The organism is Prevotella sp. 20925_1_30, assembly GCF_041433025.1.
GTDB classification, from domain to species: Bacteria; Bacteroidota; Bacteroidia; order Bacteroidales; family Bacteroidaceae; genus Prevotella; species Prevotella vespertina.
Genome location: NZ_JAPWAR010000005.1, coordinates 40,579 through 59,071 on the forward strand (window position 1 = coordinate 40,579; position 18,493 = coordinate 59,071).

Annotated in this window: 10 protein-coding genes; 7 read left to right on the plus strand and 3 right to left on the minus strand. The window is 41.7% G+C overall.

Annotated elements, in window-relative coordinates:
• Window positions 1–37 precede the first annotated feature (37 nt).
• From O3603_RS03450 to O3603_RS03460, 3 genes are all read right to left on the minus strand, one after another.
• A complete protein-coding gene (locus tag O3603_RS03450; protein ID WP_371520589.1) occupies window positions 38–301 on the minus strand; it encodes a conjugal transfer protein in 264 nt (87 codons plus the stop codon).
• Between the two features lie 40 nt (window positions 302–341).
• The gene (locus O3603_RS03455) at window positions 342–845 is read right to left on the minus strand and encodes an STM3941 family protein (RefSeq protein WP_371520591.1); all 504 of its coding nucleotides are present in this window, start codon (window positions 843–845) and stop codon (window positions 342–344) included.
• Window positions 846–946: 101 nt separating this feature from the next.
• Complete coding sequence (locus O3603_RS03460; RefSeq protein ID WP_371520593.1) at window positions 947–3,121, minus strand: M3 family metallopeptidase; 2,175 nt, start codon at window positions 3,119–3,121, stop codon at window positions 947–949.
• Window positions 3,122–3,294: 173 nt separating this feature from the next.
• Between O3603_RS03460 and O3603_RS03465 the strand changes: the two genes are divergently transcribed.
• The 7 genes from O3603_RS03465 to O3603_RS03495 all read left to right on the plus strand — a co-directional run bounded on the left by O3603_RS03465 (window position 3,295) and on the right by O3603_RS03495 (window position 18,486).
• Entirely contained in the window at window positions 3,295–3,678 is a 384-nt protein-coding gene (locus O3603_RS03465) for a YARHG domain-containing protein (RefSeq protein ID WP_371520596.1), read from the plus strand.
• A gap of 353 nt (window positions 3,679–4,031) precedes the next feature.
• Window positions 4,032–9,656 carry an alpha-2-macroglobulin family protein gene (locus O3603_RS03470; RefSeq protein ID WP_371520599.1) on the plus strand — a complete coding sequence of 1,875 codons (5,625 nt, stop codon included), beginning with the start codon at window positions 4,032–4,034 and terminating at the stop codon, window positions 9,654–9,656.
• Between the two features lie 286 nt (window positions 9,657–9,942).
• On the plus strand, window positions 9,943–11,982 hold the full coding sequence (locus O3603_RS03475; protein WP_371520602.1) for an ABC-F family ATP-binding cassette domain-containing protein: 2,040 nt from the start codon (window positions 9,943–9,945) through the stop codon (window positions 11,980–11,982).
• A gap of 22 nt (window positions 11,983–12,004) precedes the next feature.
• Window positions 12,005–14,038, plus strand: a complete 2,034-nt coding sequence (locus O3603_RS03480) for a M13 family metallopeptidase (RefSeq protein WP_371520605.1) — start codon at window positions 12,005–12,007, stop codon at window positions 14,036–14,038.
• Window positions 14,039–14,336: 298 nt separating this feature from the next.
• On the plus strand, window positions 14,337–15,230 hold the full coding sequence (gene metA, locus O3603_RS03485; protein WP_371520607.1) for a homoserine O-succinyltransferase: 894 nt from the start codon (window positions 14,337–14,339) through the stop codon (window positions 15,228–15,230).
• 59 nt (window positions 15,231–15,289) lie between these two features.
• Complete coding sequence (locus tag O3603_RS03490; RefSeq protein ID WP_371520610.1) at window positions 15,290–17,356, plus strand: U32 family peptidase; 2,067 nt, start codon at window positions 15,290–15,292, stop codon at window positions 17,354–17,356.
• 41 nt (window positions 17,357–17,397) lie between these two features.
• Window positions 17,398–18,486, plus strand: coding sequence for a zinc ribbon domain-containing protein (locus O3603_RS03495; protein ID WP_371520612.1), 1,089 nt, complete (start codon window positions 17,398–17,400; stop codon window positions 18,484–18,486).
• Window positions 18,487–18,493 lie beyond the last annotated feature (7 nt).

Genomic DNA, 18,493 nt, shown 5'->3' on the forward strand with positions numbered 1-18,493 from the left:
CCCATAGTTTGTCTTGATTATTTTTAAGGGAAAAGAGCTATTTTCCCTTGATATACTTAAAAATGAGGTGTATTGCTGTTGAGAGGATGTATATGAGGTTAAGCACAAGAAGATAAAACCACCATGTGAGACCTGCTCCATATTCTGAATGAAAGAAGAAGAGGTAATAGAGTGGGAGAGAGTAACCTAATAATACAATAGCTGATAAGACACCTGCTCTTTTCTGGCAATTGAATATCTGGTAGATAGTGAGGAGTATGCTGATAATAGAGCTGATGTATAGTAATATATCTTCATCCATATTATTGAGCTTATTACTAACTGTTGGGAGTTGTTAATTGTTATGGCTTTTGATGTTTTACCATGTTCAGTCTGCATAGCGTAAGTGCTTCTTCAGCTCGTCCATCCATCATATAGGCAGGGAAGGAGTAGAGGGCGTTGATAGTCTTGAGGTTATACTCCATAGTCTTGCGTTTTATCCACGAAGGTTCGTTTGCGATAACCTTTTCAGCGTCTTTCATCTGAATGGTTATCAACCTGTTACCTTTAAAACGTATTAGGGAGAAGTCGGCTATCTCGTTCCATAATATTTCCTCAGCTCCGCAGATAGAGATACCTCTATCGGTAAATTCTATTTCTTTCTTATGGTTTATGAGAAGTTTTACCTTTTTATAAGCCATAAACAAACCGCCGCCACCAAAGAAGATGATGGAGAGGATGCCAGCAACTCTTATTGTCCATAGTGGATAAGTTGTGGTGGGGTTTTCTATGGTAAGAAGCCATACGCCCAAGATGGTAAACGCGATACAACCTAAGTAGGCAAGGATTTTCTTTGTCTGATTCATATTCTATTGTTTAATATTCTTCATGCTCAATCCCACGCATTTGCGACGCATATCGACTTCGATAACACAGCATTACTGATGGAGGTGGTTGAGGGAGACTTTTACATCCCCCTTGCCTTCAATAAAGCCTTTGTGTTAGGTGCTTTCAGACCTGTGAAATCGGAGAAGATTGTCATTAGATCTCGAGTGTTTCCACGTGAGAGAATCTTCTGTCGGAAGTCATCACCCACCTTGCGTGTCAATGCTCCATGTTCAGCAAAATAGTCAGCAATATTTACTGCTAAGACCTCACTCCATAGATAGCTATAATAACCAGCCGCATAGCCTCCACCCCAGATATGGTTGAAGTAAGAAGTGGAATAGCGTGGTGGAATTTGATTGTTCAGTAGACCAAATTCTGACAATACTTTCTTTTCAAATTCTGGTGCTTCTTGAGCCGTCGGCACTTCAGAAGGTGAGAGGCAATGCCAAGCCATGTCTAAGCAAGTAGCTGCAAGATTCTCGCCCAACGAATAAGCTGAAAGGAAATTGAGTGAACCGAGCATCTTCTCACGCAAAGCATCAGGCATTGGTTCGTTGGTTTTGTAATGACGTGCATAGTGATTGAATACTTCTGGAATGCTGGCGAACGACTCATTGAATTGTGATGGCATTTCAACGAAATCACGTGACACGGCAGTACCACTCAATGTATTATATTTACAATTAGAAAGCATACCATGCAAAGCGTGTCCAAATTCGTGGAACATTGTTTGAGTCTCATCCCACGTTAAAAGCGTTGGTTGACCCTCAGGTGCTTTGGCAAAGTTACATACATTATATATTAATGGTATTTGATTTCTATCTGAACTTTGTTTGAGGAAAGCACTCATCCATGCACCACCTCGTTTTGTTGGACGACGGAAGTAATCGCAATAGAATAAAGCTAATTGCTTGCCATCTGCATCAAGCACGTCAAACACTTTCATATCCTTGTTATAAGTAGGGATATCCTTGCGCTCACGGAAGCTAAGACCATAGACACGATGAGCGGCATAGAAGATACCATTCACAAGGACTGAGTCAAGGTTGAAGTAAGGCTTCACGTCATCATCAGAAAAGCTATACTGATCCTTCTTCATCTTTGCCGAATAATAGAAGCGGTCGTAAGGTTGGAGAGAAGTTGATGAGTTACTTGCATTAACTTGTTCACCCGTCAACTTGTTCACTAGTTTATTCATATACTCTTCAATCGCCTTTGTTTGCGCCTCTGACTTTGGTTGATAAGCCTCAATCATCTGACGGAGAAAAGCATATACATTGTCTGTATTTTTCGCCATCGTATTCTCCAACGAATAAGACGCATAATTCTTATAACCCATTAGTTGAGCCTTCTCTGCACGCAAGCGAGCAATCTTTACAATGATAGGGAAGGTGTTGTAAGCCCCTGTGCCATCCGTGCGATGGATAGACGCATTATAAACACGCTCACGCAGATTACGATTATCAAGACTAGCAAGGATTGGTTGTTGGGTGGTATTTGTAATTACAATACAATAAGGCGCTTTTCCACCACGACTCTCTGCATCCTTCTTACATTGGGCAATATCAGCCTCGCTCAATCCTGATAGCTCTTTGATATCGTTGACCCATACAGTGGCCTCGTTTCCAGCTTTGGGTAACATATCACCAAACTCTTGTTGGAGAGTGGCTAACTCCTTATTAATCTCCTGCATACGAGCCATCTTCTCTTTTGGAAGTAAAGCCCCCGCATGAGTAAAACTTTTATAAACCACTTCCAGTAGTTTCTTGTCTTCTCCCGTGAGCTTTGTGTACTCATGGTCGTAAACATATTTCACACGTTGAAAGAACTTCTGATTAAATTTAATCTCATTCTCAAAGTCGGTCATCAATGGAACGATAGTTCCTTGCGCTTTTTCTATTTCGGGTGTCTTATCAGCTGACACCAATGCATAGAAAATATTTGATATACGCTCTAGGTTCTTTCCACTCCGTTCATAAGCCAATATGGTGTTAGTGAAGGTTGGCTTTTGCTTATTATCTGTAATTTTTTTTATCTCAGCCCTCTGTTCATCAATCGCCGTGCGAATAGCTGGAAGATAATCATTCCCCTTGATTTTACTGAAATCAGGGGCATTGAAAGGTAATGTACTCTGTTTCATAAGTGAATTACTAACAATCTGTGCACTATGTGCCTTCGACGTTTGTGCTTGCCCTGTAAGAGCTGTACAAACAAGCCCTACGGCAATCATCACATTCTTTAAGTTCTGTTTCATTTTACATAGGTGTTAGGTGTTTATATCCGCAAAGATACGATTAATAATGCAAGTAAGCAAGTATTCGACTTGTTAACTCGCTCACTTGTCTACTCGTTTACTTATTCACTCGTTTACTTGTTATTTTCAAATAAAATATTTATATTTGTGCAGTCATCAAAATAAACGTAATTATGAAAGCAAAATTATTAAAAAAAGTATTCTTAATGGTATCCTTCTGTTTGTTATCATTAAGCGCAATGGCTCAGATACCATCTATTCCAAGACGCACAACAACCTATCGTAATTATCAACCAGGTGTTGTTTGGGGAACGCAATACGATTACTTGTCTTTACGTTATGTTACTTATGACGACATCGCATATCTTGATCGTGGTCAGATAAGAGTTTTGAAGAACTCTATTTATGCGCGTCATGGTCGTCGATTCCAAGACGCTCGTCTTCGTAGATATTTCCTTTCTCAATCATGGTATCGACCAACGAAGAATGAGGTTAGTCCACGAGAATTGAATAAGTTAGAGAAGGCTAACATCGCATATCTATTGAAATACGAGTAATAGACCATTGAGCTTTGACCTTTTAAGCATTGAACTTGGAACATTGCTTTTAAAGCATTGTGTCATTGCTTTTTAGGTATTGTATCATTGATCTTTGAGCATTGTATCAATTACCTTTGCGTATTGAATCATTGACCTTTAAAGTTCAATGCTCCAAGTTTTGTGTTTCAAAATCTGTCATAAAATATGTTCTTTTGTCATTCTGTCTAAAAAACGTTATTCTGTCTAAAATTATAATATGTCATAACAATATGTTCTTTTGTCATTTTGTCTAAAAACGTCATTCTGTCTAAAAACGTCATTCTTTTTTCGTATTCCAACATTGAAATTTTATTTACTCAAATAACCATAAGATGAGAAGGATTATAAGCTTATTGATACCCCTTTTGATGTTCTCTTCTCTCGGTCTAAGAGCACAGAAGATTGAACAAATGTGGAATAATGTGCAAAGTATTGCACAAAGTAAACCACAAGATGCAATACGAGTGTATGACGATTTAATGCTAAAAGCTGAACAAGAAAAGCGATATGACATCCTTCTGAATGCTGGCGTTGAACGCCGTATGGTGACGATGAATTGGGCTCCAGATAGTCTCTTGCCTTATGCCGAACGATTGAAAAAACGTGAAGCACTTATGCGTAGGAATGAGCCTGTGCTCTCCTCCATTTATAGTACATTACTTTGTGCATTGGGGCAAAGTGATAGCCCTGATGGACAAGCTTATGCTCAACTTGCTTTGGCTCATCCCGAACTCTTGGCGCACACACGTGTGAAAACAAAAGGGAATACGATTGACAAGTATTTTCATTATGATCTCTTGCATATAATAGGCTATACTTTGGGTGATTTCTCCACGCTCAATTCTTATTATTCGCGTGTAGGTAATCGACCAGCCACCTTCTTTACAGCCCTAGAGAGATTAAAACAAAATGCACCAACGGATAAAGCCAGTCTTTTAAAGTCAAATTATCTTCACCAGTTAGATTCTCTTGCACAAGCTTATCATGATATTAAGGAGGGGGCTGAGGCGTCAATCCTCTATTGTCAGCTCCAGCGAGAATACGGACTTGTGAATGATAGTGTTTTACTGGCTAATGCCGAGCGAGCCATTCGTCAGTGGACTTCTTATCCTCGTGTCAATATTCTTCGACAAATGGTATCTGATATGACACGTTCTTCTCTATCTCTTGCCCAAGAACGCTCACTTTGGTCTACTGATGAAGAGAGAACGCTTACGTTGGTGTATAAGAATGTAAACAATGTAAAGGTCGTTGTAAGAAAAATTAAAGAGAAGAATCTTAATTGGGAAGACAATGATATAGACGATATGGTGGAGAATGAAACGATGCATAGTAGAAAATGCTTTTCACAAACATATAATTTGACAAATACCAATCGTTTACGTCAGTATCGAGATGAAATTAAATTACCAAAACTCAAGGCTGGTATGTATCTTCTTGAATTGAAGACTGATCCTAAGACGATAGGTGAGCGAACAATGTTCTTCGTTAGTGACATTCGATTGATGAGCCTTCCACAAGCTGGTGATACACTTCGTTTGGCAATCGTGCGGGCAAAAGACAATCAGCCCATTCACAATGCTTCTATCCAGTTGGATAAGGGGAAACCGATAGCCGTAAATGGTCAGGGCGAATTACGTCTCTATGATTATGAAGATTCCACCTCCTTATATGTTATTACGCCAGAAGGATCTCACCTTCCTCCCATTGATGTGGACCGATTGAGTGATTATGATCTTGACAAAGCAGATACCACCCGCATGAATATTTTTCTTGACAGAGGAGTCTATCGACCTGGTCAGATTGTCCACGTGGGGGTTATACGTCATCAAATAAATCATACAAAAACAAAGGCTTGGAGTAATGCACTTACAAAACTATACTTGCGTAATCCACAAGGAGAAATTCTCGATTCTGTCAGTATTTTTACGGATGATTATGGCACGGCACACACCTCCTTCACCTTACCTAATAAAACACTCAATGGCGCTTATACGATAGGGGAAGGGTGGAATGTGGCTTCCTTCCGTGTGGAAGAATACAAACGCCCCACATTCACCATTGAAATTTCCAAACCAACAATGTACTATGCTTTAGGCGATAGTATCATGCTAGAAGGTAAGGCGCAAAACCTGATGGGCGAACCTGTAAGACGTGCGAGGGTGATTGTAAATAGAACCTATCTATCTAATACAAAGCCAGATACACTCTTTACTGATAACAGAGGGCAATTCTTGATTCCAATGAAACTCGATAGTTCGGTAAGGACAGGTGTGTCACGTAATTACTTCTCAATCAATGGTACGCTTACTGATGGAACTGGTGAACAACAGACGTTTAATTATACCGTCTATGCCGATGACAAACGGGCTCATCTTACGATTCAATCAGATGGCGATTATCGAGTAGAACTTCATCACTTGCCCCAACTCTGTTTCTTGCTTACAAATAGGTGTGGAGTATTACAGAAAGGTAGAGTTAAGTATTGGTTGAAAGGCTATGAAAGTGATGTTCAATCTTGTGAGACCAGTGATACATATACATTGAAACCTTCGGACAAATCTGATAATCATTCTGTCGGTGTTATCACCCTACCTTTGCCTGCAAATGTAAAGAAAGGTCGGAATGAGCTCATAGCGACTTGTGAAGGTGATACGGCTCGTTATTCGTTCATTCTCTTTGATGAAAATGATAAGCGTCCGTGTGAAGAGATGAATGGGTGGTTCTATGCCACAGGCTCTGATTTTGGAGAAGGTGATAATTCTTCTGTAAAAGTTTATGTCGGCACGAGCAAGAGAAATATCCACGTGCTTTATTCCATTTTTACCCCTGAAAAAACATTAGAAAATGGAACATTAGAATTGAGCGATACCATCGTCAATCGCACTTTTACTTATCGTCCAGAATATGGGGATGGTATTACCATTTGTTATGCTTACTATGTAGATGGTCAATTCCTTAGTTTTTATCAAACGATTAATCGTCGGCTCGATGATAAAAATTTGAATCTCTCATGGACCACTTTCCGTGATAGACTCGTGCCAGGAGATAAAGAAACATGGAGGTTGAAAGTTTCTACACCCGATGGTCACCCTGTGCGTGCCCAGTTAATGGCGACACTCTATGACAGGGCATTAGATGGGATTGCCGAGAATCAATGGAAGTTTTCATTGGGTGATCGACTCACCGAGGTTCGTGCCGAATGGTTAGGGACGGACAAGCTATTACACCATTACATGAGTATTTATTCTCACTCACCCTCAATCACTTACGATTATCCTTCCTTAGATATGGGGCTAGCTGGAGGCGCAAAACTTATCGTTGAAGGTAAGGTTGTTGGTGAAGATGGAGAACCCATCATAGGGGCGAATGTCATGTCATGCGAGAGAAGTGGATTAGGAACAGTGACCGACATTGACGGGCATTACCGATTGAAGGTGCACTATGGCGAGACGCTCCAGTTCTCATACATTGGCATGCAGAGTGTTGTGCGTAAGGTCTATGGTTCACGATTGGATATGACCATGAAAGAAAATAGTGATCAACTCCAGGAGGTAGTCGTTAGAGGTTATAGCTCTGTGAAGAAAGAATCTCTTACAGGAAGTGTGACCATTGTAAAGAATATTCCCTCCCTTTATGGCTCACGTGCCCCCATTTATCCTATATATATCCCAGAAGAAAAGACAAGCCCTACTTTGACTCTTTCCTCTGAAGAATTACAACATTTGACTAACCTTCCAATAAGAAAGAATTTTACGGAACTTGCCTTCTTCTATCCTAATTTGATGAGCGATACAGAGGGGAATGTCACACTCAATTTCACCTTACCAGAGAGCGTAACCTCTTGGCAATTCATGGGCTTGGCACATACCCAAGACATGAAGTATGGATTGATTCGCTCATCGATATTGGCTCGTAAACACCTGATGGTTCAAACTAACCTCCCACGATTCATTCGAATAGGAGATAAGGCAAGTATGAGTGCGAAAATATTTAACGTGTCAGATAAAAACATAGATGGAAAAGCCACCCTTCTCCTCCTCAATGCAGAGAATGAGAAGGTCATCTATTCAGAGACACAAGCCTTCCAACTGAAGAGTGATAGTACGCAGGTGGTAAGTTTTTCTTATACCCCAGCAATGAATAATACGCCCTCCTTGCTCGTTTGTAAAGTGATTGTGACGGATGGAAAAATGAGTGATGGCGAACAGCATTATCTCCCTGTGTTAGATAATAAAGAACTCATTACACAAGCAATTCCTTTTACACTTGTTGGTAATGAAAAACTGACATTCCATCCCCATCAACTCTTCCCTACAAATAGTGAGCATAAGGGTATCTATCCTTGCCTGCGGCTGGAATATACAAAGCATCCCGAGACAATGATTATTGATGCCTTACACGCTTACACTCATCCTGTGGATGGATGTGCGATCTGTCAGGCTATGGCGTATTATACGACAAGGCTGGGACATGAATTGGCAAAGGCTCATCCAAATTTGTTTGAGGTGAGAGATAGTGTGGAAAGAAAACATCTTACATCAAATCTTGAAAAAAATGAAGACTTAAAATCCCTGTCTTTACAAGAAACTCCGTGGACTTTGACGGCAAAAAAAGAAACCGAACAGAAGTTGGCTTTAGTTGATTTCCTAAACGAATCAAAGATGTCGGAATATGAGAAAGACTTGACAGAACGATTGCGTGAACTCCAACAATCAGATGGCTCATGGGCTTGGTTTAAGGGAATGTCGGGCAATCGGTGGGTCACCGAGACCGTCATGGAACTTCTTGTTCGCCTTAACGCTATGATTGGGCACCAGCGAACTATTGATGAGATGATGGAGAAAGGTTTTCATTATTTAGCACAGGGAAAGACCGACTTAGAGGAACTTTACCTACGCGCATTAGATGGGCGAGGCGGAAAGGAGACGCTCACAAAATATGGTAAAGAACTTATACGAAGTTTAAAGAAAAACGTCTCCACGTATGATATCTATTCGTTGGCACAATCAGCCATCCTTCTTTATCACTATGGTGAGCAAAAAGAAGCCCGCCAGCTCGTAGAGACGTTGAAGCAATACACGGTTTATGACCAACTCAAAGGACGTTATTATGATAGTCAGCGTGCTGGGTATTCATGGCTTGATTACAAGATTCCATCCCACGTGTCGGCTCTTGAAGCCCTACAAATGATAACGCCAGAAGATCGTCTTACGATTGCCCAAATGAAACAATGGCTCTTGCAGGAAAAGCGCACACAATACTGGTTAACGACCATCAATAGTGCGAATGCAATCTACGCCTTCTTGAATGGAAAATCTCTTACAGATGCTCCTACGTTTAGAGATACAGAAACGCATATTTTCAGTGCTGATAAATTGAACGGAATAAGAGATATTTCTTTGTCAGGTGAGGGACGATTATGGTTGAATGATAAATATAATGGAACAGAATTAACGTCTGATTCTCAATCTGTTTCCCCTACTCATATCAGCTTTGGAGCCCTTTATTTTCAATCCATTCAATCCGTCAAGGACATAAAAGCCTCGAAGGGCGAATTGCAGGTCAAGCGAGAAATCATCCCCTTACAAGCTGGGGCTTTACAGGTGGGGAGTCATGTGAAAGTGCGCATAACGCTTACTAGTATGCGTGATCTCGATTTTGTACAAATTATTGATAATCGTTCCGCTTGTATGGAACCTGTTGATAAGACGAGTGGGTATCGATATGGTAGAGATTGTTCTTATTATTTAGATGTCAAAGATAATTGCACTAACTTGTTTATCGGAATGTTACCCAAGGGCGTGCATGTAATAGAACAGGAGTATTATCTTGATCGTTCAGGAACTTATACCACGGGCACCGTCACGGCTCAATGTGCATACGCCCCAGAGTTTATCAGTACGGAGAAAGGCTTACAATTCAGTGTGAATATGGGGCAATTTAAAATACGTTAATATGGAGAGAAGATAGTCTGAAACTTATCGTATTCAGTACTTTCCTTTGAAGCAATATTTTGTAATCTATATTCATTGTATAATTTCCCCCGATTGTATTTCATACTCTAATTAAAAGGCATTAAGCCTCTTTTGATTACAAAAAAGCCCCTCCTTGATAGGAAAAAATATCCTTTAATATTATTCCTTAGTATGTAGATAGAATACAATGTTTTGTCTTCTTGCATTTTTAGTTCTCAGAAATATGTATTATCTTTGCAAAGAACATTTAGGAAAGAGATTAGAAATGATATCAATAGAGGGACTGACGGTGGAATTTGGCGTGAAGCCATTGTTTAAGGATGTTTCATTCGTCATCAATGAACGAGATAGGATAGCCTTAGTTGGAAAGAATGGTGCTGGAAAATCGACGATGTTGAAAATCTTGTGTGGTCTTCAGAAACCAACAAGTGGTACTGTATCAGTACCCAATGATTTGACGATTGGATACCTGCCACAGGTGATGAAACTTTCTGACGATACAACGGTGAAGGAGGAGACACGTAAGGCTTTCGCTGATAAGACGAAGATGGAGGAGAAGCTCAAGAAGATGGAGCAGGAGATGGCCGAGCGTACTGACTATGAGAGTGATAGCTATGCCGAACTCGTTGAACGCTTTACGACTGAGCACGAACGCTATATGATGATGGGAGGCGAGAATTATGAGGCAGAGATTGAACGTACTTTGACAGGTTTAGGTTTTACACGTGATGATTTTGATCGTCCTACACGTGAGTTCTCTGGTGGATGGCGTATGCGTATTGAATTGGCGAAGATTCTTCTCCGTCGTCCAGACGTACTCCTACTGGATGAGCCAACGAACCACCTTGATATTGAGTCCATCCAATGGCTGGAACAATTCCTTGCACAGAGTGCCAAGGCGGTTGTCCTTGTGAGTCATGACCGAGCATTTGTCAATAATGTCACGAATCGTACACTGGAGATAACCTGTGGGCATGTGGAAGACTATCGTGTGAAGTATGACGAATATCTCGTGCTTAGAAAAGAGCGTCGTGAACAACAGCTTCGTGCGTATGAGAACCAACAGAAGGAGATTGCCGATACAAAGGCATTTATTGAGCGTTTCCGTTATCAAGCCACCAAAGCCGTACAGGTTCAACAACGCATTCGTCAGTTGGAGAAGATTGTGCCAATAGAAGTGGACGAGGTGGATAATTCAGCTATGCGTCTGAAGTTTCCTCCTTGTCTGAGAAGTGGAGATTATCCAATCATTGCTGAAGGCTTAGGGAAGACTTATCCCAATAGATTGCATAGTGATGGACCAGGTCAGACAGTGTTTGAGGGGGTCGACCTGATTATTAAACGAGGTGAGAAAGTGGCTTTCGTCGGTAAGAATGGTGAAGGTAAGTCTACTTTTGTGAAGTGTATCATGGGCGAGATTCCTTTTGATGGTACGCTGAAGATAGGTCACAACGTACAAATCGGTTATTTCGCACAGAATCAGGCACAATTATTAGATGAGAACCTTACCATCTATGAGACGATTGATAGGGTAGCCACAGGCGATATGCGATTGAGGATCAATGATTTGCTAGGTGCATTCATGTTTGGTGGAGAGACGTCAGAGAAGTATGTCAAAGTACTTTCGGGAGGTGAGCGTTCGCGCTTGGCGATGATCAAACTCTTGCTTGAGCCTGTGAATCTTCTTATCCTTGATGAGCCTACCAATCACCTTGATATCGCCTCAAAGGAAGTGTTGAAGGAAGCCATCAAAGCCTTTGATGGTACGGCAATTATCGTGAGTCACGATCGTGAGTTCCTCGATGGATTGGTAAGTAAGGTCTATGAGTTTGGTGGTGGTAAGGTGAAAGAGCATTTAGGGGGTATCTATGATTGGTTGAGAAGCCCCCTCCAGCTCCCTCCAGCCTCCTCCAGCTCCCCCGAAAAGGGGAGAGCCCCAATTCGCACATTGGAGGATAAGCAAGGCGATTATTGCAAATCTTCAGCAAATAGGGCTCCCCTCCTTTCGGAGGGGTTGGGGGAGGCTTCTTCCCCTTCAGAGGGGTCGGGTGAGGTCTTATCTTACGCTGAACGCAAAGAGATACAGAAGAAGATTCGTAAGGCTCAACGTGCCGTGGAGGAATCCGAAAGCAAGATAGCCAAGTTGGAGGCACGTAAGAAAGAATTGGATGATCTATTGATGACACCCGAGAACGCCTCGAACATGGAGCTTGTGACGGAATACACCAACCTTCAGCGCAAACTCGATGAGGAAAACGAACGATGGCTCATACTGTCGGAAGAGTTGGAAACTCTGAGGCTTTAATTTTATTAAAAATATTTTTACTATGCGTATCAAAAAACTTTTACCAATGATGCTCCTTGCATCTGTCCCCTTTATTGCTATGGCACAGGGTCAGGCAGGTATCAAGGCTGAAAATCTCGACAAGTCGGTACGTCCGGCTGATGATTTCTTTACGTTTGCCACAGGTGGATGGCAGAAGCTCAATCCCCTTCCTGGCGCTTTCTCACGCTTTGGTTCGTTCGACCAATTACAGGAGAACAATAACAAGCGGATTAACACAATCCTTACAGACTTGCTCAAAAAGCAGGGCAAGGAAGGTTCGGTAGAGAGAAAGTTAGGCGATTTCTATAAGCTCGCTATGGATTCGGTTCGTCGTAATAAGGAAGGTGTAAGCCCTGTTAAACCTCTGTTGGACGAAATGGAGAATGCAAAAACGTTGACCGATCTTCGCAATCTTCAGATTAAGTATGCCTCTTTTGGATATGGTGTACCTTTTGGATATGGTTTTGATGCCGACCAGAAGAATGCTAAACAGAACATATTAAATCTTGGTCAAGGAGGTTTAACACTTGGTCAGAAGGAATATTATCTGGATAATGATAAAGCCACGAGCGAGATTCGTAATGCTTATCGCCAGTTTATTGTCAATATGTTCCGACTCTTTGGATTCTCTGACACACAGGCTCAGGCACGTCGTGATGCCATTATGCGTTATGAAACAATGTTAGCTTTGATTTCAAAAAGTAATACAGAATTACGTGATGTTGAGGCAAATTACAACAAGATGACGCTTGATGAGTTCAAGGAGAAATATCCTAATCTTCCTCTGGAATCATTGGCAAATGCTGAAGGTATACAGAGTAAGGACATTCAAACCATGGTGGTTGGACAACCCTCATTCTTCGCTGGCGTTGATAAACTGGCATCTACTGGTAATGCAGATGAACTTCGTGCACGAATGGAATGGGATGCAATCTTGTCGTCAGCTAATTGTTTGAGCGATAATGTACGTGCTGAATATTTCAATTTCTTTAGTAAGACCATGCGTGGAACCAAGGAGGATTATCCTCGTTGGAAACGTGCCACACGACAAGTGGAAGAACAAATGGGCGAGCCACTTGGACGTATTTATTGTGAGCGTTATTTCCCAGCGTCAAGTAAGAAACGTATGGAGGAATTAGTTAAAAACTTGCAGGTGAGCCTTGCCGAGCGTATTAAAGCACAGGATTGGATGAGTGAGCCAACAAAGAAAGCCGCTCTTGAGAAACTCTCAACCTTCTATGTGAAGGTGGGTTATCCCAACAAGTGGAAAGATTTGAGTAAACTTACAATAGATCCGTCAAAGTCTTTTTATGATAATGTTCAAGAATGCCGTAAGTTCTGGGCTAACGTGACTATTCAAGAGAAAGCTGGTAAGCCTGTTGATAAGGATGAATGGTTGATGACCCCACAAACGGTGAATGCTTATTATAATCCTACGACAAATGAGATTTGTTTCCCTGCAGGTATTCTTCAGTATCCATTCTTTGATCCTAAGGCCGATGATGCCTTCAATTATGGAGCCATTGGTGTGGTGATTGGACATGAGATGACGCACGGATTTGATGATCAAGGACGCCATTATGATAAGGATGGTAATATGACGGACTGGTGGACAGAAGAGGACGGAAAGAACTTTGAGGCACGTACAGGAAAGTATGCTGACTTCTTCAGTGCTATTAAGGTATTGCCTGATCTTCATGCGAATGGTAAGCTCACATTAGGTGAGAATCTAGCCGACCATGGTGGTCTTGAGGTGGCTTTCAATGCTTTCGAGAAGACGCCAGAAGCCAAGAAAGGTAAGGTTATCATGGGCTTTACTCCAGAACAACGTTTCTTTATTGCTTATGCAGGTGTATGGGCAAACAATATTACAGAGGCCGAGATTCGTAGTCGTGTGAAGAGTGATCCTCACTCTCTTGGCGAGTGGCGTGTAAATGGTGCTCTTCCTCATATCAATGCGTGGTATAAGGCGTTCGGTGTGAAGGAAGGCGATAAGCTCTTCATCCCAGAGAATGAACGTCTGAAGCTTTGGTAAACGAAACTTGTGATATAAGTTTATGTAGGGCATACGTATCGTTTGCCCATATAAAACGTAATAGACTCAGTCCCCTCCAATCAGAGGGGACTTTTTTACTTAAAGAAGGCTTTATGAAATGTGAATAAATACGGACGTTTGCTTCCTATTTTATTCGTGGGTTTATATTATTTAATCTCTCTTGTTTTCCTTATTTGTCTGATGTATTTGTTCAATTAGTAATTAATCACTATCTTTGTATCTGATTTTTCGTAAGTGATATAGGAGTAGGAAAACTCCTAATAGAAGAACAGGATTTATGCCATTAAGATTACCCGATGGACTTCCAGCCATAGACATATTAAAGCGTGAGCATATCAACATAGAGGATGGGCTTGTAAGGGAGGATGATTATCATCCACTTCGCATAGTCATACTCAATCTTATGCCATTTAAGATTACGACTGAAACTGATTTCATTCGCCTTCTTTCTAATAGTCCGCTATTGTTGGACATCAGTTTTATGAAGCTCAAGAGCCATACTTCCAGCCATACGCCTGCGGAACATATCAATCGTTTTTATCATACGCTTGAAGAACTCAGCAAGGAGAAGATTGATGGTTTGATTATCACAGGAGCACCTGTTGAAGGAATGCCTTTCGAGGAGGTGGACTATTGGGCAGAACTACAGGAGATATTTAATTGGGCTCGTGAGAATGTGCGTTCAACGCTTTACATCTGTTGGTCGGCACAGGCTGGACTCTATCATTTCTATGACATCCCGAAATATCCTTTATCCAAGAAGATGTTTGGAATCTTCCCTACGATTCCTTTAAAGCCTGAATTGCCTCTCTTTCGTGGTTTTGATGATGTCTTTCGTATGCCTCAGAGTCGTCATACAGAGATAAGGCGTGAGGATATTGAGCGAGTTGATGACCTCGAAATCATTGCCGAATCAAAGGAGAGTGGGGTTTCTATTGTAAGGTCACGTAATAGGTATGAATTCTTTATCACAGGTCATTTGGAGTATGCCCCTGAAACATTAGATAGGGAGTATCATCGTGACCTTGGTAAGCGTGATGATGTAGAGATTCCAAAGCATTATTATCGTGAGGATGATCCTATGAAAGGTCCACTTGTTACTTGGCGTGCCCACGCTAACCTACTATTTATGAATTGGGTAAAGCTGATTGCCACCACCTTTAGTGAGTAGAAGGTAAATAGAGTAGGGTTTTTTCTCAATATAATACCCCTTTAAAAGCGTAATCTATAATGATAAAAGATAAAAGTCATATTTATTCCTCTCATTTTACTTCTGGTATAGCTGGGGGGAGTCGCTCTATTGAACTCCTTGCTCCAGCCAAGAATCTTGAATGTGGAATAGCCGCTATTGATCATGGAGCAGATGCCATATATATCGGTGCCTCTCGATTTGGGGCACGCCAATCGGCTGGTAATAGTGTTGAGGATATTGGTAAGTTATGCGAATATGCTCATCGTTATGGCGTCACGGTTCACGTGACCATCAATACGATTATCTATGATGAAGAGCTGGAAGAGACGCTTGCTTTAGTCCGTGAGTTGGTGAATGTTGGCGTTGATGCCTTCCTTTTGCAAGACATGGGATTGATGAGTAAGGTGAGGGAGATAGTGCCTGATACGATAGCTCTCCACGCCAGTACACAATGTGACACACGTACATGGGAGAAAGCCCAATGGTTGAGCGAGCAGGGTTTTGATCGCATTGTTTTGGCTCGAGAATTATCAGTTGAAGAAATCAGTGAGATACATAAACGTTTGCCTAACCTGGAGTTAGAGACCTTTGTGCATGGCGCATTATGCGTGAGTTATAGTGGAATCTGTTATGCCTCACAATATTGTTTTGGGCGTTCAGCCAATCGTGGTGCATGTTCTCAGTTCTGTCGTTTAGCGTTTGACTTGAAGGATTCAGACGGGAAAACCATAGAACACCAGCGTCATCTTCTCTCACTAAAGGATATGAGTCAGATAGATAATCTTGAGGCACTAATGCGTTCAGGGGCTTGTGCTTTTAAGATAGAGGGAAGACTGAAAGATATTAATTACGTAAAGAATGTGGTCTCGGCTTATAGTCAACGCATTGATGAGATTATCCGCCAACATCCTCGTGAGTTTCGTCGTGCCTCTTTAGGGCGTGTGGCTTATTCGTTTACGCCTAACCTAAAGAAGACCTTTAATCGTGGATATACGAGCTATTTCTTAAATGGTCGACAGGCTGATATCTTCTCCCCTGATACGCCAAAAGCCTTAGGCGAGTTTGTAGGTACGGTGAAAGAGATTAGGCGTGATAGTTTTAATGTGGCTGGTACGTCAAGTTTTGCTAATGGCGATGGATTGTGTTTCTTGGGGAGTGAACAAGAGGACAAGAGGGCAAGTCGACAAGTTCATGGTTCCAATAACTCGTCAACTCGTCAACCCGTCAACTCTCCAATAGTCCTCCATGGTTTCCGTGTGAATCGAGCCGTGGGTAATCGCCTTTATCCCTACAAGATGCCACATGGCTTAAAGCCTGGTATGGCATTGTATCGTAATCAAGATCAAGCCTTTGATAAGGAGTTGAGTGGTACTACGGCTATCCGTAAAATCCCTATTGTAATGACTTTCGGGCTTACGGATAATGGCTTTATATTAAAGGTGAGGCTCGTATCTGATGATGGGATGGAAGATACATTAAGTGCTGAAACACTTATTAGTTTCGATCATCAACAAGCCCAGATACCTCAACATGATAATATCGTTCGTCAGTTGACCAAACTCGGAAACACGGCTTATGAATGCTCGGATGTTAGACTTGAAGATGGGGTGGAGCAATGCTTTATTCCTAGTAGTGTACTTGCTGATTTGCGTCGTGTATTGATAATAGAATTAGACAAGAAGATACAGGAAAGAAAGCGTATCACCATTCACAGGACTACAAGATTGGATAGTGATAAGGCGCAATCCTATAAGTTTGTGAGAGAGGCTAACCCTAGTCAATATCAGGCATTCCCTTACCTTTATAATATTTCTAACGAAGTCGCCCGTAAGTTTTACGAACAACAAGGATTAACGAAACCCGATGAGGCTTTCGAGAATCAACACCCACAAGGCGTACAAGTGAAGCGTGGACAAGTGGAAGATGCCTTACTCATGCAATGCCGTCATTGTATTCGTTATTCGTTAGGCTATTGTGTGAAACGTGGAGGAAAGAAACCCACATGGCGTGAACCTCTCTACTTAGAGTTACCAGATAAGCGTCGTTTTCGCCTAGAGTTCGATTGTAAGGATTGCCAAATGAATATCCATCCTGACGTAGAGTAAGTGTGTTTCATCTAACCTTTAACCCAAAACATTCTCACAATATGCGAAGATATTATCCGATATTGATCGTCTTCCTGTTTAGTGTGACACTCATCATAACAGGCTGTTATCATAAGAAGACACCCTCTTCCTTCCGATTACCAGATAGTATTCAAGAGGCACAGATTACACGTAGATTAGAGGCAGGAGGCGACTCTCTTTCAAAGCAAAAAGATAGTACGGAGGATGATTGGCAAGGATCTATAAGTGGGGCTGACTCGCTTTCTTTCCGTGTGAAACACCATTACTCGCAAGGCTTTAACTTTGTGGTCAGCTCAGATTCACTTATGCTTATACGCCAACAACCCGAAGAGGCCGTGAATCGAATGAAGACAGATTCGTTCGCCGTACATGAGGGTAAGGGGATTGTAGTGGCTGATATTCGTATTCTTCCTGACGATAAGAATGATTCTGTATGGGTTCAGATAGCGACTGAAGATTACGCCTTTGGATGGATACATGAAGGGCGTCTTTTGAAGCAGGTAACCCCTGACGACCCCATATCCCAGTTTATCTCCACCTTCTCTAACATCCACTTGCTCATCTTTATGATTATTATTTCTATCATAGGCGTGGGCTATTTGGCACGTAAGATATTAAAGCGTAATGCGCATATTGTCCACTTTAATGACATCAATTCCTTCTATCCTACATTGCTAGCTGTAGTAGTGGCGTTATCAGCGGCCTTCTATGCTAGCATACAACTTTTTGCCCCAGAAACGTGGAGGGAGTTTTATTTCCACCCATCGCTCAACCCGTTCTCCCAGCCCTTACTTCTTAATATCTTCCTGGGCTTAGTATGGGCAATGCTGATCATCGCCATAGCCACTATTGACGATGTGCGCCGTTTATTGAAGTCGGGTGATGCCATACTCTATCTTAGTGGGTTATCCGCCGTATGTGCCGTTAATTATATCATCTTCTCCGTTCTCACCTTATATTACATAGGTTATATCCTACTTGTCGTTTATATCTATTATGCCTTTCGTATGTATTTACGAAGGAGTAGTGAGACTTATTATTGTGGGAATTGTGGGACTCGCTTACATCGTAAGGGGCGTTGTCCACATTGTGGGGCGATGAATGAATAAGTTATCC

Excerpts from the sequence above, each read along its gene's own strand:
- O3603_RS03490 (WP_371520610.1), top strand. The coding sequence starts at position 15,290 with ATGATAAAAGATAAAAGTCATATTTATTCCTCTCATTTTACTTCTGGT.
- metA (WP_371520607.1), top strand. The coding sequence starts at position 14,337 with ATGCCATTAAGATTACCCGATGGACTTCCAGCCATAGACATATTAAAG.
- O3603_RS03455 (WP_371520591.1), bottom strand. The coding sequence starts at position 845 with ATGAATCAGACAAAGAAAATCCTTGCCTACTTAGGTTGTATCGCGTTT.
- O3603_RS03450 (WP_371520589.1), bottom strand. The coding sequence starts at position 301 with ATGGATGAAGATATATTACTATACATCAGCTCTATTATCAGCATACTC.
- O3603_RS03475 (WP_371520602.1), top strand. The coding sequence starts at position 9,943 with ATGATATCAATAGAGGGACTGACGGTGGAATTTGGCGTGAAGCCATTG.
- O3603_RS03470 (WP_371520599.1), top strand. The coding sequence starts at position 4,032 with ATGAGAAGGATTATAAGCTTATTGATACCCCTTTTGATGTTCTCTTCT.
- O3603_RS03465 (WP_371520596.1), top strand. The coding sequence starts at position 3,295 with ATGAAAGCAAAATTATTAAAAAAAGTATTCTTAATGGTATCCTTCTGT.
- O3603_RS03480 (WP_371520605.1), top strand. The coding sequence starts at position 12,005 with ATGCGTATCAAAAAACTTTTACCAATGATGCTCCTTGCATCTGTCCCC.
- O3603_RS03495 (WP_371520612.1), top strand. The coding sequence starts at position 17,398 with ATGCGAAGATATTATCCGATATTGATCGTCTTCCTGTTTAGTGTGACA.
- O3603_RS03460 (WP_371520593.1), bottom strand. The coding sequence starts at position 3,121 with ATGAAACAGAACTTAAAGAATGTGATGATTGCCGTAGGGCTTGTTTGT.